The 15,293-nt window shown below is 65.6% G+C and carries 11 protein-coding genes and 2 pseudogenes; 9 read left to right on the plus strand and 4 right to left on the minus strand.

Annotated features, from left to right (window positions below; translation table 11 throughout):
• Window positions 1-4 precede the first annotated feature (4 nt).
• The 5 genes and pseudogenes from RS901_RS23750 to RS901_RS23770 all read left to right on the plus strand — a co-directional run.
• Complete coding sequence (locus RS901_RS23750) at window positions 5-859, plus strand: RHS repeat-associated core domain-containing protein (protein WP_316156539.1); 855 nt, start codon at window positions 5-7, stop codon at window positions 857-859.
• A gap of 5 nt (window positions 860-864) precedes the next feature.
• Window positions 865-1,287, plus strand: coding sequence for a hypothetical protein (locus RS901_RS23755; RefSeq protein ID WP_316156541.1), 423 nt, complete (start codon window positions 865-867; stop codon window positions 1,285-1,287).
• A 326-nt stretch (window positions 1,288-1,613) separates the two neighbouring features.
• Window positions 1,614-1,979: a hypothetical protein gene (locus tag RS901_RS23760; protein WP_316156543.1), complete on the plus strand. Its 366-nt coding sequence runs from the start codon at window positions 1,614-1,616 to the stop codon at window positions 1,977-1,979.
• 77 nt (window positions 1,980-2,056) lie between these two features.
• Entirely contained in the window at window positions 2,057-2,323 is a 267-nt protein-coding gene (locus RS901_RS23765; protein WP_316156544.1) for a PAAR domain-containing protein, read from the plus strand.
• Between the two features lie 58 nt (window positions 2,324-2,381).
• Window positions 2,382-3,105: pseudogene (locus RS901_RS23770) on the plus strand (hypothetical protein); the annotation flags it as partial.
• 233 nt (window positions 3,106-3,338) lie between these two features.
• On the opposite strand, the gene RS901_RS23775 reads toward RS901_RS23770, so the two are convergent.
• From RS901_RS23775 to RS901_RS23785, 3 genes are all read right to left on the minus strand, one after another.
• Window positions 3,339-3,764 carry a universal stress protein gene (locus RS901_RS23775; RefSeq protein WP_114133248.1) on the minus strand — a complete coding sequence of 142 codons (426 nt, stop codon included), beginning with the start codon at window positions 3,762-3,764 and terminating at the stop codon, window positions 3,339-3,341.
• Between the two features lie 11 nt (window positions 3,765-3,775).
• Window positions 3,776-4,795, minus strand: coding sequence for a TerC family protein (locus RS901_RS23780; protein ID WP_316156547.1), 1,020 nt, complete (start codon window positions 4,793-4,795; stop codon window positions 3,776-3,778).
• A gap of 66 nt (window positions 4,796-4,861) precedes the next feature.
• Window positions 4,862-7,708, minus strand: coding sequence for an AMP-binding protein (locus tag RS901_RS23785; protein ID WP_316156549.1), 2,847 nt, complete (start codon window positions 7,706-7,708; stop codon window positions 4,862-4,864).
• Window positions 7,709-7,991: 283 nt separating this feature from the next.
• On the opposite strand from RS901_RS23785, the gene RS901_RS23790 reads away from it, so the two are divergent.
• The 4 genes from RS901_RS23790 (at window position 7,992) to treF (ending at window position 13,142) form a co-directional block, all read left to right on the plus strand.
• Window positions 7,992-8,615, plus strand: a complete 624-nt coding sequence (locus tag RS901_RS23790; RefSeq protein WP_316156551.1) for a hypothetical protein — start codon at window positions 7,992-7,994, stop codon at window positions 8,613-8,615.
• On the plus strand, window positions 8,591-9,694 hold the full coding sequence (locus tag RS901_RS23795) for a metal-dependent hydrolase (protein ID WP_316156553.1): 1,104 nt from the start codon (window positions 8,591-8,593) through the stop codon (window positions 9,692-9,694). Before RS901_RS23790 ends, RS901_RS23795 begins: the two co-directional genes overlap by 25 nt.
• A 129-nt stretch (window positions 9,695-9,823) precedes the next feature.
• Window positions 9,824-11,248 carry a multidrug transporter subunit MdtD gene (mdtD, locus tag RS901_RS23800; RefSeq protein WP_316156554.1) on the plus strand — a complete coding sequence of 475 codons (1,425 nt, stop codon included), beginning with the start codon at window positions 9,824-9,826 and terminating at the stop codon, window positions 11,246-11,248.
• 106 nt (window positions 11,249-11,354) lie between these two features.
• A complete protein-coding gene (gene treF, locus RS901_RS23805; protein WP_316156555.1) occupies window positions 11,355-13,142 on the plus strand; it encodes an alpha,alpha-trehalase TreF in 1,788 nt (595 codons plus the stop codon).
• A gap of 10 nt (window positions 13,143-13,152) precedes the next feature.
• On the opposite strand, the pseudogene RS901_RS23810 reads toward treF, so the two are convergent.
• Window positions 13,153-15,123, minus strand: a pseudogene (locus RS901_RS23810) (ligand-gated channel protein).
• Between the last annotated feature and the right edge of the window lie 170 nt (window positions 15,124-15,293).

Raw genomic sequence — 15,293 nt, forward strand, 5'->3', positions numbered from 1 at the left:
TTTCGTGCCGCTGGCGCAGGCAGTGCGGCGCGAGGCCATCGACCTGCTGCCTGAACCCGCCTGGGAGGGCGACTACGACCTGGACGACGATCCGCTGTGGACCCAGCAGGCCGCGCCGCAGCCGTTCGACGCGCTGGCCTGGTATCAGTGCGACCATCTGGGCACGCCGCAGGAACTAACTGACGAGGCGGGCGAGTTGGCGTGGAGCGTGCAGTACAAGGCGTGGGGCGCGGCGCAGGAAGTTATCTCTAATGCCGCTCGCAAGGCCGGCATCCAGAATCCGCTGCGCTTCCAGGGACAGTATTACGATCACGAGAATGGGCTGCACTACAACCGGCACCGGTACTATGATCCGGTGTCGGGGCGGTTTGTGAGCAAGGACCCGATTGGGCTGACAGGCGGGCTCAACATCTACACCTATGGAAATAATCCAGTGGGCTGGGTTGATCCATTCGGGCTTACCGGAAATCCAGTGCTGGCACTGCCGGCCCCATCCGGATCAAATCCGTGGATGCCAAACACACCGATTACATCCTCTCCTGTTCCTTCCGGTGGAATGACTGTTGAAATGGCTATGGCGGCGGGACAAACTCGACCTGGGGGATGGGCAACAAAGGATCACATTCCGGACGTATCCTATGTCAGAAACGAACTTGCAGTTACTGCTGACTTCAAACAGGAAGTGTCGCATGTCCAAACCTTTCATATACCCGAGGGGGTTCAGGTGCAAGAAGGCACTGTGGGACCGCAGACGTCTGGCTGTACGCTCTACCCCGGCGGCGGGAGTCAAGTGCAAATCTTGAATTATGTGGATCGTGCAAAACTAATCCCAGTCGGTGCTCCGCGACCAATCAAGTGAAGATCATGGGAATTGTGCAGACTCTTAGTGCCATCGAAAGACGGCCAGGTTACGACAAAATCAATAATCCACAACGTCTTAGCGTTGGGGAGTTGCTTCCAATTGGCATATCTTGGATATCTGGCGGTGCGGTTAAAACGATAATGAATTCGGCGGGCATTGACGGGATTGCGTTGCGAGATTTAAGCGGTGTCGCAATCATCGAGGCACCCTACGACCACGCTAGTAATGCAGGATACATTGCCAACGCAGATGGCTCGATTCGGTCGCGAATTACTGTCGCAAACGATCTCGAGTCGGTAATGTTCTACGATGTTTTTTACTTCAACGAAATTCTTTGTTTTCTGGCCTCTACAGCGCGAGGCGATTTCAGGGTCGAGGTCGATGATTCTTCCGGGCTAGTGCTTCGACTGGTGGAGAGTCGCTGAGAGACATCGCCACTAGCCACTAATTCCGGATGCATGAAGTTGGCTTGCTTGTGCGACACAAATCAGTGGCGGAGAGAGTTGTTATCCGAACCGTTAGATTGATTGCCGAGCCATTATGCATGGTTTTGCTTTTGCCGACGGCTTCTGGAGCAGACGCTCTCGCATGCCGAGGGTGCCCGCGCGGGTCAGTGCATGCTGCGCCGCGAGTATCAATGCGACGCACGGGTAGCCTGGGATAGTTAGAGTATTCAAGTCAGCAAAGAAATGAAGCTATTATTTTCGTTTGTGTTTTATTTGCTCTCATAAATCCATAAAATGGAGAATTTATGATTGATGCTGGTAACGTACCGCTGGTTTTTGGTGGATCGACACATTTTCTTTCCGAAGAGCAGATCGCAGCTCTTTCTGTGCAGGCAAGCGCAGGCGATTCGGCTTCGGCGCTTAGACTTTATCAATTTTACACATTCTCAAATCTCGATTCCAGAAAGGCTTTTGGTTGGCTGGAGATTGCGGCAAGAAATAGAAATACTGTTGCTCAGTACAATCTGGAAAAGATTTTGCAGCAGGAGAATAAATATGCCGAAGCCCTGTACTGGGCTCACACCGCAGATTCGAATGGAGAGTCCGGCGCAAGTCGACTTGCGGAAGAACTTGAACGGCAAATAAAAGAAGCCAATAGTAATGGCAGATGATTCAGGCAGAACCGTTTCTGAGAGTGCGCCGGATGACAGATCTTTGCGGAGTGCGCTGGCTTTGCCTGGGAGAATAGATGCTAGATGGAATCACTTGTGTAGGCGACATGACCGACCACGGCGGCGTGGTGCTGGAGGGCTTCGCCGGCACCGACCTGAATGGCAGGCAGATCGCCGGGTGCGGCCACATGGTCTCGTGCCCGAGGTGCCAGGGCGTGTTTCCGATCATCGAGGGCAACGCTGCGTACACCATCAGCAGCGTGCCGGTGGCACAGCACGGCATGAAGACCGCCTGCGGAGCGACCCTCATTGCCGGCAATCCGCAGGCCAGGATAACGCGATAGCTCGACAACACCCGACGCGCGCCTGTTCTATATGCCCTTGTCAGACGGCCCGGTGACGGTGACAAAGTTGCTGGTGCTGCTGTTTGGTGGCCTGAGTTTGGCAAACTACTGACGACAGGGGGCACGATGCTGCTTTCCGTTCGCGACCTACGCGGTGGTTTATGGCTGGCGTTACGCTGCAAGGTTTGTCGGACTGATATTCATCCATGAGATGGGGTATTTCCTCGCGGCGCGACGGCGTGGCCTGGCCGTGGGCGCGCCCACGTTCATCCCGTTCGTCGGTGCATGGATCGAACTGAAGGATCAGCCTGTCGATGTGGAAACCGAGGCGCATATCGGCCTGGCCGGCCCGGTGGTAGGAACGGCGGGAGCGCTAGCCTGCTATTGCCTTGGGCGCAGTGCCGACAGCGGGTTACTGCTGGCGTTGGCCTATGCGGGCTTCTTCCTGAGCCTGTTCAACCTGATTCAGCTTTCACCTTTCGATGGCGGGCGGGTGACCGCCGTGCTGTCCCCGCGCATCTGGTTCCTGGATGTCCCCGTTCTGGTGGGGCTGTTCCTGGCACGCCCCAGCCCAATATTGAGCCTGGTCGCGGTGCTTGCCGTACCTCAATTACTGAAGGCATGGCGCTATGACCCGACGGCGCCGGAGAACAGGGCCTACTACACGATCACTTCCGAGGCACGGCTCACCTATGCGTTGTTCTACGTTGCCTTGGTCGCGTTCCTGGCTGTTATGACCCAATGATTTACATGGGATGATCAATAGCGCCCGCGTTGCTGGGGCGGGCTGGGGCAATGATAGCACCAGCCCGTTACTGTTACGGTTACTGCGGCATTGGCGCGCAAGCCACCGAGGTAAAATCGCCCTGGCCGCACAATCCGGCGAGACGCCGGTTGCCCTGCAATCTTGTAGACAGATTCCAGCAATTCCCTGTCAACCGCGCCAGCTAAAGGCATTGGTTTGAGAGAGGAAGCAATCCGCCAGCAGGCCAGTTTTCTCGGCGATCTGAGGACACTAGCTCCTGACCAGCAGCACCGGGCAGTGCGCGTGGGCAAGGACTCGCCTGGCCACCGAGCCGATGATGGCATCCAGGAAGCCGCCGCGGCCATGCGAACCCATCACGATCAGGCTTGCGCCGATGCTGCCCGCGTACTCGACGATGCGCGCCGGCGCGAAGCCGACGACGCCATGGCACTCGAAAGCGATACCGGCCTCGCCCAGAATGCTGGCCACGGACTGCATCGCCTTGTCGTTCTGTTCGCGATGCCAGGCATCAAGGGTGTGCCGGTCGATGAAGGTCTTGATGTCGCCAGCCACATCCGGCTCGCAGTGCATCACGTGCACCACGAAGTCGCGGCTGAACAGGGGATTCTGTATCAGGTAGCGCGCGGCCGCGTCGCTATAGGCCGACCCGTCGGTCGCAAGCAGGATCTTGTTCATGGCATCGCTCCTTATGTGCGCCTGTTTCCCGCCCTGCGCTCGCGCGACGCGCAGTGGCTACCCAGCTCGTCGCCGGCGTGCGCAAGTGTGCGCCGGGCCCTGGCCTGGCTGACCAGGACCGATACCAGCAACGTCATGGCGACGGCGCCGAGAGACCAGTGCACCGGCACATGGAACCACGGCTCGGCCAGCATCTTGGCGCCGATAAAGGCCAGCACGATGGCCAGGCCGTATTTCAGGTGTTGGAAATGCTGCGCCAGGTTGGCCAGCAGGAAATACAGCGCCCGCAGCCCCATGATGGCGAAAATGTTCGAGGTGAAGACGATGAAGGGGTCGGTGGTGACGGCGAAAATGGCCGGAATGCTGTCGACGGCAAACACCAGGTCGGTCGCCTCGACCAGCAGCACCACCAGGAACATCGGCGTCGCATAGTGCAGGCCGTCCATGCGCACGAAGAAGCGCTCGCCGTGATAGTCCGCGGTAATCCGCATATGCGCGCACAAGAAGCGAACGATGGGATTGCGCGAGAGATCGGGGGCACGCCTGGAGACGAACAGCATCTTGACGCCGGTGAACAGCAGGAACACGCCGAACACATAGAGGATCCACGAGAATTCGCTGATCAGCCACACGCCGGCCAGGATCATGGCGGCGCGCATCACGATGGCACCGACCACGCCAAACAGCAGCACCCTGCGCTGCAACTCCGGCGGCACCGCGAAATAGCCGAAGATCATCGCGAACACGAACATATTGTCGACCGACAGCGACAGCTCGATCAGGTAGCCGGTATAGAACTCCAGCACCTTGCGGTCCGCGGTCTCGCGGCTGGCGCTCCCGGCCAGCAGCCACCAGAGTGCGATGCCGAAGAGCAGGGCCAGGCTCGACCAGGTCAGGGTCCAGCCCAGCGCTTCACGTGTCGAAACACGGTGCGCGCGCCGGCCGCCAAGGACGAAGATGTCCACCACCAGCGTCCCCAGCACCAGGACCAGGAAGCCGGCCCACATCGGGGCGGTGGCAAAGGTATTCATGCCGCTAGCCGCTAGTTTCCTGCTCCGTCGGCAGATGTCATGGCAAGTTCCTCGCGGCGCAGGGCACTAGGCCCGCCTCGTGTCCCGATGCGTCGTGCGCCGCGCATCCGGCTCGCCGCAGTAATGCAGGATCTCGGCACGGGCGGTGTTGCGCAGGCGCATGGCGGCGGGCCAGTCTGCGCCGTCCGGCCAGAGCGGGCTGCCGATGACCACGCCGATCGGCCCCCGGCGCGGCAGCCACTGGCCGTCGCGCAGCACCGAGCGGGTGCCGCGGATGGCAACCGGCACCACCGGCGCGCCGGCCCGCGCGGCGGCCAGGAACGCGCCCGAGCGGAAGGCCTGCAGCCCCGGCGCTCGCCCGAAGGTGCCTTCGGGGAAGAACAGCGCCGAATGCCCGGCGCGCACCGCCGCCACCACGCGCTCCACGTCCTCGTGTTCGCGCACGTTATCGAAGCGGTCGATGAAATCGGCGCCGATGCTGGCCAGGTAGGTGCCGGGAATGCGCTGGCCCTGCAGCTCGCGCTTGGCGACCATGCATACCGGCGCGGGCAGCGCCGCCACCAGCACGATGCCGTCCAGGTAGCTGGCGTGGTTCGAGACCAGGATGCAGGGCCGGTCGCGCGGCAGGTGCTCAAGCCCTTGCACGAACCAAGGCACCGCGCCTAGCCTGAGAAACAGCCGGGCAGCGTGGTGGCTGAGCGCCCAGCCAAGTGCCGGCCGGTGCAGCGCAACCGATGCCAGCCAGGTTGCCGGCGCCAGCGCGGCGAACAGGAGCCAGGTGTAGAGGGCGTAGGACAGGCCCGCGGCGGTCTGCCGGCCGCGCCGCAGCTCCGGCCGCAGCGCGCGCCAGCCAAAGCGCGCGATCTGCAGCCAGGGCGCTTCCACGCCGCGGCCGGGGCGTCCGTGCTCGAAGCGCTCGCGGCAGGCGGCGCGCCGGATCTTGCCGCTCGATGTCTTCAGGATGCTGTGCGGCGGCACCAGCGCGATATGGTCGGGCGGCATGCCCAGCACGTCGAGGGCGGTCTTCAGCGCCTGCCGGTGCAGCGCGCGGCGTGCCTGCACATCCTTTTCGGCGGTTTCCGCCATCACCACGATGCGTTCGGTGCCGCTATCCGGATCGGGACTGCCGAACACGGCCACGCAGCCCTTGCGTATGCCGGGGATGGCGCCGACCGCCTGCTCCAGTTCGTAGGGATAGATATTGCGGCCGCCACGCACGATGGTTTCCTTGGCGCGCCCGGTGATATAGACCTCATCGGCGGCGATATAGGCATAGTCGCCGGTGTTCAGCCAGCCGCGGTCGAACAGCTGGCGGGTCTGCACGGGATTGCGGAAATAGCCGCTGGTGGCCGAAGGGCCGCGGAACTGCAGCAGGCCCTCATGCCGCTCACCCAGTTCGCATCCGGTGGCGTCGACGATGCGGACCTCGTGGCCGGACAGTGGCCGGCCGCAGGACGGGAATTCCAGGGTCTTGCGCTCGCCAGTGGGCTCGCGTTCGCTGGCGGGCACCGCCACGGCAGTGCGCGTGAATTCGGCGCGGTCGATGCGGTCGGCGGCCAGCCCGCGGCCCAGCGGCGGAAAGGTCAGGCCCAGCGAGGCCTCGGCCAGCCCGTACACCGGCGCGGCGGCCTGCGGGTGCAGGCCGTAGCGGGCAAAGCGCTGCATGAAGGCGCGCATGGTCTGCAGGCTCACCGGCTCCGCGCCATTGAAGACGAAGCGCCAGCTGGACAGGTCCAGCCCGGCCAGGTCGGCATTGGCCAGCTTGCGCAGGCACAGCTCGTAGGCAAAGTTGGGCCCGCCCGAGAGCGTGCCGCGGTACTTGTGGATCGCCCAGAGCCAGCGCTCGGGCCGCGCCAGGAAAGCAAGCGGTGACATCACCACCAGCGGGTAGGCGTAGTACAGGCTGCCCAGCCAGGCGCCGATCAGGCCCATGTCGTGATAGAGCGGCAGCCAGCTGACAAAGACGTCCTGCGCGCTGACGGACAGGGTCTTGCCCATGGCGCGCAGGTTGGCCAGCAGGTTGGCATGGCTGAGCACGACCCCCTTGGGCGAGCCGGTGCTGCCCGAGGTGTATTGCAGCAGGGCGATGTCGTGCGTGCGCAGCATCGGATGGACCGGGGCGCCGCCGCCGTCCTCCAGTTCCTGCGGCGTGAGCACGCTGTGCAGCGTTCCCGTGCTGGCCTTGAGCAGGGCCGCCAGCGGCCGCGCCTGGGCCACCGTGATCAGGATCGGCGCCTGCGCGTTGGCCAGGATGCCGGCGTGGCGCTGCAGGTGGTCGCCGATCTGCGCCAGCCGTGCCGGCGGGTAGAGCGGTACCGGAATCCCGCCCGCCAGCAGCACGCCGCAGAAGCTGTAGAAGTACTCGGGGCTGGTGGGCAGCATGATGGCCACGGCCGTGCCCGCGCGCACGCCGCGGGACACCAGCCCGGCGGCGATGGCCGCGGCGCGGCGGTGCAGCTGTGCAAAGCTGATCTGCGTGTCTTCGCCGTCGCCGTCATGCAGGATGACGTGGGTGCGCTCCGGGTGGCTGCGCAAGTGCCAGCGCAGCACGTCCGGCAAGGTGGCGGCGCCGTCAGGTGCCTGTGCCGCCGGGGCAGGGCGGGCCTGGCGCAGATGCGTGCCGCTTGCGCCGGGCGGCAGGTCCTGGGCGGCGAGCAAGGCACGCAGCAGCGCGCGCGGGGTGTCGGCCTGGGCCAGCACCTGCTCTGGCAGGCTGACGCCGAAGCGGTGTTCAAGGCGGGTCAGCAGCTCGGCGCGCGTCAGGCTGTCGAAGCCCAGTTCGCCTTCGAGCGTGCTGTCCAGCGCGACCGTCACTTCAGACTCTGCCGGCGGGCGCATGGCCGAAGACATCTCCCGCACGATGCCGAGCAGGGCATCCTCGTAGTTCTGCCTCGGGGGAGAATCCGCTTTCATGCGCGTACGGCCTCTGTCCACGCGACACCGCGGCCGCCGCCGAATTCTGGCTGGCGCGGCGGCCGTTCCGGATGGCGCCTGGACTGACACCCTAAAGATAGCCCGCGTGCGGAAATTGTCGAGGCAGGTGCCGGGCCGGGCACAGGCCGGCAAGCCCCAGGCTGCACCCTGATCATGAGCGGCAGCATCGCGCACATGGCACAGAAATCCGCGCTCGCGTGCGGGCTGCCACTCTATGCTGGAAGGTAAAGCGCGGACGCGCATTCCCGAGGATGGCAAAGCGATGGACGACGATGCAGCCCTGGCCGGCCGGATTCTGGAAGTCGCCCTGATGCTGGGCGAGCGCAGCGGCTGGGACGCCCTGCACCTGCACGACGTCGCCGACGACATGGGCATCGGCCTGGACCAGATCCATCGGCATTACCGGCAGAAAGACGACCTGGCCGAGGCCTGGTTCGAACGGGCCGACCTAGCGCTCGTGCGCGCTGCCACGCGTGAAGGCTGGGCCGCCCTGTCTCACCGCGAGCGCCTGGAGCAGGCCATCCTCGCCTGGCTCGAGGCGCTGGCCCCGCACCGGCAACTCACCGCCCAGATGCTGCGCTACAAGCTGCAGCCAGAGCACGTGCATCTGCAGGTGCAGGGCCTGCTGCATATCAGCCGCACCGTGCAGTGGCTGCGGGAATCGGCCCGCCTGCCCGAATCCGGCTGGCGCCGCGAAGTGGGGGAGGTCGTGCTGACCGGCATCTTCCTCTCCACCTTCGGCTACTGGCTGCGCGACCGTTCGCCGGATACCGGGCGCACGCAAGCCTGGCTAGAACGGCAACTGCGCTGCGCCGAGCGCCTGGCCTGGCGCAGGCCTGGCGACAAGGGAGCCCGGTCCGGATGGACACGATCACGCATGCCTTGATGGGAGCCCAGGCCGCGCTTGCCATCCCCATGGCCGAGGCCCCCGGCCGGCGACTCAGTACGCGCGAGCGCCTGCTGCTGGGCGCTGCCGCCGGTGCCTTTCCGGATATTGATTTCCTGGGCTTCCTGGTCCATCCGCTGCGTTTCCTGGCGCAGTGGCACCAGGGGCCGACCCATTCGCTGCTGCTGCTCCCTGCCTGGGGCGCGCTGCTTGCCGGCGTGTTCTGCATGGCGGCGCGGCGGCGCCAGGCCTGGCGGGAAGCGCTCGCCGTCAGTTGCCTCGGCGTGGCCAGCCATATTGCGCTGGACCTGATCACCGTCTATGGCACCCGTATCTTCTATCCCGTCTCCGAACGGCGCTTCAGCCTTGGCACCAGCTTCCTGGTCGATCCGCTGCTGAGCGGCATCGTCGTGTCGGGCCTGGTCCTGGCACTGTTCCTGGCGCTGCCGTGGCGCAGTCGGGCAGCCCTGGCGGGCATGGCGCTGCTGTGCGCCTATGTCGGCGTCCAGGCTGTGCTCAGGCAACGGGCGCTGGAACTGGGCAAAGAATCCTTGCGTGCCGCCGGCATCCAGGCGCAGGGCGTGGACGCGCTGCCCCAGCCGTTTTCTCCGTTCAACTGGAAACTGATCGCCCGCGCGGAGACGGACTACCGCATCGTCCACGTCAACCTGGCCGGGCATCCGGCCTGGGTGCCGCAATGGCAGGTGCTGGGGCGCCTGCCGGCCATGGCCAGGGCCTATGTACCGCCCGGGCGCATGGCCTGGACACAGCGACCGCGGTGGCCGGAGGCGCCGGCTGAGCAGGCGCTGGCATGGCAGCTCTGGGTGCGGCCGGACTTTGCCGATTTCAGGCAATTCGCGGTCTATCCGGCCTTGTCCGCCATCACGGCGATGCGGGCATCGCCATCGCTGCAGCCGGCCGAAGCGGCCGCATGCGTCTGGTTCACCGACCTGCGCTACGACCTGCCCGCGCTGGAAGACACCTTCCGCTATGGCTATTGCCGCGACAGTGCGCAGGCACCGTGGCGGCTGTACCGGCTTGCCTATTTCAGCCAGGACCAGCGCCAGCGCGTCGACTAGCACGGCGCCACCGGCAGCGCGGCGCTTGGCCACGCATCGATTTGCCTGTTCCGCGATAGACCTTTAAGGTGTCGGCTTTGGCCGGCGCACACCGGGATTCCGGGGCCCGGCCGGACCGGAGCCCGCCACATGACCACACCCCAGCCCGACGACCGCACCCGCCGCATCATGCTGTGGGTGGTGGCGGTCGGCTTCTTCATGCAGACGCTGGACTCGACCATCGTCAACACCGCGCTGCCGTCGATGGCGCACAGCCTGGGCGAGAGTCCGCTGCGGATGCAGTCGGTGGTGATTGCCTACTCGCTGACCATGGCGGTGATCATCCCGGCCTCGGGCTGGCTGGCTGACCGTTTCGGTACCCGCACCATCTTCCAGACCGCCATCGGGCTGTTCGTGGCGGGCTCGCTGCTGTGCGCCTATGCGCCGACGCTGAACTTCCTGATCGGCGCGCGCGTGGTGCAAGGCGTGGGCGGGGCCATGCTGCTGCCGGTGGGGCGGCTCTCGGTGCTGCGCACGTTCCCGCGCGAGCAGTACCTGCAGGCGCTGAGCTTCGTCGCCATCCCCGGCATGATCGGCCCGCTGATCGGGCCGACGCTGGGCGGCTGGCTGACGCAGGTGCTGTCGTGGCACTGGATCTTCCTGATCAACGTGCCGGTCGGCCTGCTGGGCGCGCTGGCCACGGTGCGCTATATGCCCAACGCGCGGCTGACCGGCATCGGGCCCTTTGACATCGCCGGCTACCTGCTGCTGGCCATCGCCATGCTGGCGCTGTCGTTCTCGCTCGACGGGCTGGCCGGGCTGGGCTTCCAGCACGCCACCGTGCTGATGCTGCTGATCGCCAGCATGGCCGCGCTGACCGCCTACGGGCTGCACGCCAACCGGCGCAAGCAGCCGCTGTTCCCGCTGCGGCTGTTCCGCATCCACAGCTTCAGCGTAGGGCTGCTGGGCAACCTGTTCGCACGGATCGGCAATGGCTCGATGCCGTTCCTGATCCCGCTGACGCTGCAGGTCAGCCTGGGCTATTCACCGTTCAATGCGGGCCTGATGATGCTGCCCGTCACCGCGGCCGGCATGGCCTCAAAGCGCCTGGCCACGCGCCTGATCCAGCGCTACGGCTACCGCCATGTGCTGGTGGCCAATACCTTCGTGGTGGGGCTGGTAATGGCAGCCTTTGCGCTGATCACGCCGCAGTTGCCGCTGTGGCTGCTGGTTCCGCTGCTGGCCGTGTTCGGCATGGTCAATTCGATCCAGTTCACGGCCATGAACACGGTCACGCTGAAAGACCTGAGCGGGGCCGGTGCCAGCAGCGGCAACAGCATGTTGTCGATGGTGCAGATGCTGTCGATGAGCCTGGCGGTGACCTCGGCGGGCGCCTTGCTGGCGACCTTCCAGCACCGCTTTGGCGGCGATACCGCGGCGGTGCTGCCGGCGTTTCATGCCACCTTTATCTGCATGGGGCTGATCACGTGCGCATCGGCCTGGATCTTCATGCAGCTGGGCGTGCGGGAGGCCGCGCCGGCGATACCGGTGCAGCATGGCGAGAAGGAGGTGTGAACGCCTGCGTGACACATGGGCCGCTTTGGGGGCGGGCGCGAACTTACCCGCCACTTTCCGGCTCCTATCCACATGAGCCGGCAGCGCCCGGTGCAAGGAGGCGTCCATGCAGCCGACAGGCAAGCCCGGGTCCGAACCCGCCATCCCGCCGTCGCCAGGCCCCGCTGCCGGCGGCAGCACGGTGCCGCACACGGCCCCGGCCACCCCTGACGGCGCCGGCGCGGTGCCGGGGCCAGCGGCGGCGCCCGGCAAGGTCCATGCGGCGGCGCGGCCAGCGCTGGTCACGCACCGGGACTGCCCGCCGCCGCACACGTTGCCCGGCTGCGCCTGCGCCGACATGCTGTCGCCCGCGGCGCGCTACTGCGAGCTGTTCGTCGATGTTCAGCACAGCGGCCTGTTTGCCGACAGCAAGACCTTCCCTGACTGCATTCCCAACTACGACCCGGACCTGATCGTGGCGCGCTACCGCGAAACGCGCGACACGCCGGGCTTCTCGCTGGCCGATTTCGTGCAGGCGCATTTCACCCGCGCCATGGTGCCGGAGAGCCACTACGTGTCAGACCCGGCCAGCACCCTGCGCGAACATATCGATGGCCTTTGGCCGGTGCTGACGCGCGAGCCCGTGGCCCATCCGCCGCTGTCGTCGCTGCTGCCGCTGCCGCACCGCTACGTGGTGCCGGGTGGGCGCTTCGGCGAGCTGTATTACTGGGATTCCTACTTCACCATGGAGGGCCTGGCCGGCAGCGGGTGCGGCGAGCTGATGGTGGAGATGGCGCGGAACTTCGCCTACCTGATCGACACGTATGGCCTGGTGCCGAACGGCACGCGCAACTACTACCTGAGCCGCTCGCAGCCGCCGGTGTTTGCGCTGATGGTGGACCTGCTCGAGCGCGAGCAGTTGGCCAGCGCCATCGACTTCCTGCCGCAGCTGCGCCGGGAATACGCCTTCTGGATGGACGGTGCCGACTGCGTGCGGCCTGGCCACGCGCACCGGCGGGTGGTCTGCCTGCCCGACGGCGTGCTGCTGAACCGCTACTGGGATGACCGCCCGTGGCCGCGCGAAGAAGCCTTCCTGGAAGACATGGAGACCGCGATGCGCAGCGGCCGGCCGCATCACTTGGTGTTCCGCGACCTGCGCGCCGCGGCGGAATCGGGCTGGGACTTCAGTTCACGCTGGCTCGATTCGCCATCCACGCCCACCGGCCAGCCCGCGGACCTTGCCACCATCCGGACCACGGCGATGTTGCCGGTCGACCTCAATGCACTGCTCTGGCACCTGGAAACGCGCCTCGCCGCGCTGTGCGAGCAGGCGGGCGATGCCGCGGCGGAGGCTTACCGCGCGGCGGCGCAGCGGCGCGTGGCAGCCATCCTGCAATACATGTGGGACGACCCCGCGGGCGCCTTTGTCGACTACGACTGGTGCCGCGGCGCGCCGCGGCTGTGCCTGACCGCGGCAACGGTGATGCCGCTCTATCTCGGCCTTGCGCGGCCGCCGCAGGCGCAAGCCGTGGCGCAGGCGGTGAAGGACCGGCTGCTGGTCGACGGCGGGCTGGCCACCACGGAATGCACTTCTGGCCAGCAATGGGACCATCCCAATGGCTGGGCGCCGCTGCAATGGCTGGCCGTGCGCGGGCTGGCGCGCTATGGCCATGACGACCTGGCGCGTGAGATCGCGCAGCGCTGGCTGGCGACCGTGGCCAGTCTCTATATCCATGAATGCAAGCTGGTGGAGAAATACCGCATCCGGAGTATCGAAGGGCGGGCCTTGGGTGGGGGCGGGGGCGAGTATCCGTTGCAGGATGGCTTTGGCTGGACCAATGCGATTGCGGGTGCGTTGATGGCTCTCTATGGAGAGGTGCCGGCAACGTGCCGGGCGGATGATGTGGCGAGCTGAGGCGGCCCGTTCAAAACTTCACCGAAACACTCATCCAGTACCGCCGCCCATCCTCGACATACCCATAGTCGGTGTAGTTCACCTGCTTGTCGAAGAGGTTGTAGATCCCGGCAAACACCGACACGTTCTTGGAAACCGCATAGGTCGCCCCCAGGTCGACGAAGGTGTACGACGGCGCCACCACAGTGCTGGAAGACGGCCCCGTGATCGGCTGGCTTTCCTTGCCGCGGTAGTTGACGCGCGCCCAGGCGTTGACCTTCTCGCTCGGCCGCCAGTTCAGCGTGGCCACCAGCAGGTGCATCGGCAACTGGTTCAGCGGCTGGCCCTGGTACTGGCCGCTCTTCTGTTCCGACTTGGTATAGGTATAGCTGCCGGTCAGCGACCACGCTTGCGCGATCGGCCAGCGCAGGCTGGCTTACACCCCGCGCGAGTAGGCGCGGTCCACGTTCATGTAGGTGGTCGGGTTGGCGCCGAACCGGTTGGGGCCGTCGGTGCACTGCGTGATCGGGCAGGCGACGCGCGTGATCTTGTCCTTGAAGTCGTTGTTGAACAGCGTCACGCCCGCCTGCAGGCCGTTGCCCTTGTCATAGAGCAGGCCCAGTTCCTGCGACACCATCGTCTCAGGCTTCAGGTCCGGGTTGCCGTACATATTGCCGCCGCGGCTGGTCTGGCCCCAGCCGGCCACGGTCTGGCGCAGGTCCGGTGCCCGGAAGCCGGTCGACACGCCGCCCTTGACCGTCCAGCGCTCGGCCGCATGCCACACGCCGTACAAGCGCGGGCTGTAGTGCTGGCCGAAGTTCTGGTCGTGGTCCATGCGCACGCCGCCGGTCAGGGCAAAGCTCTGCGCCAGGCGCCACTCGTCCTCGGCAAACAGCGCCCACTGGTAGCGCTCGACCTGGCTCGGGCCGCCGGCGATCTGGTTGCCGGTCTGGTCGTTCAGGCGCTGGTTCAGGTATTCGCCGCCGACCGACAGCATATGGTTGCCCAGTGGCATCGCCCAGCTGGTGCGCAGGTCCAGGTTCTTGATCTTCATCTGGCGGCTGCGGTTGTCGAACTCCTCCTGCTGGATATAACTGTCGGAGACGCCGAAGCCCCAGCGGCCGGTATGCGACAGCGCGTACTTTTCGCTGCGGTAGTCGGTCTCGGAGGAGGCGGGGCAGCCGGAGCGCGGGCAGGCGGTGCCGGGCGGCAGCGGCGGCACGGTCTTGCCCACGGTCTCGCTGCGCAACTGGCGCATGCCCGTGGCCTCGAACACGATGTCGTGGTTGCGCGTGGGCGTCAGCGCAAGCTTGGCGGTCAGGCTCTCGGCGCGGCGGCCGCGGAAGCCGTGGTCGATATCGTCTTCGATGCGGTGCGTGCTCTGGCCGTACAGCTGCAGGCCCAGCAGGTCGCTCTTGAGCGGGCCGGCCAGGTAGAAGTTGCCCTGGTAGAGATTGCCGGAGTCGCTGTTCTCCTGCAGCGTGGCATCGCCGCGCAGCTCGCCCGTCCATGTCTTGGGCACCTTGCGCGTAATGATGTTGACCACGCCGCCCATGGCGTCGGAGCCATACAGCGACGACATCGGACCGCGCACCACCTCGATGCGCTCGATCGCGGACAGCGGCGGCGTCCAGCTGCTTTCCACGCCGGCCGAGTCGGAGTTGGTGCGGGTCTCGCGCGAGCTCTGGCGCTTGCCGTCGATCAGGATCTGCGTGTACTTGGCGCCCATGCCGCGCAGGCTGATGTCGGTCCGGTCGCCGCCGCCGCTGACGATCACGCCGGGCACTTCCACCAGCGCATCGTTGATGTCGCGATAGGCCTTGTTCTCCAGGTCTTTGCGCGTGACCACGCTGATCGACGCGGGCGCGTCGCGGATGTCCTGCTCACTGCCGGCCGCCGTCACCACCACGGTGGCGAGGGTGGCTTCCGCCTTAGGCTGCTGCGCCTGTGCCCAGGCTCCCGTCATGCCGGAGGCGGCGCATACTGCCGCCAGCATCCGCATCCATTGCCCCTGTTGTACGCCCGCCGGTGCTGCCAACCCTGCCGCCGCCCTTGTTGCCGACCCGATCCCGGCGACCTGCCTGAACGTCATTATTTTCCCCGTCTTCTGTAAATAACAATCATTCTCATATTAGAATTCCAGATGAAAAGTGCTTACCAGTCACTTTTGAT

The sequence above is a fragment of the Cupriavidus sp. BIC8F genome (genome assembly GCF_032465815.1).
GTDB classification, from domain to species: domain Bacteria; phylum Pseudomonadota; class Gammaproteobacteria; order Burkholderiales; family Burkholderiaceae; genus Cupriavidus; species Cupriavidus necator.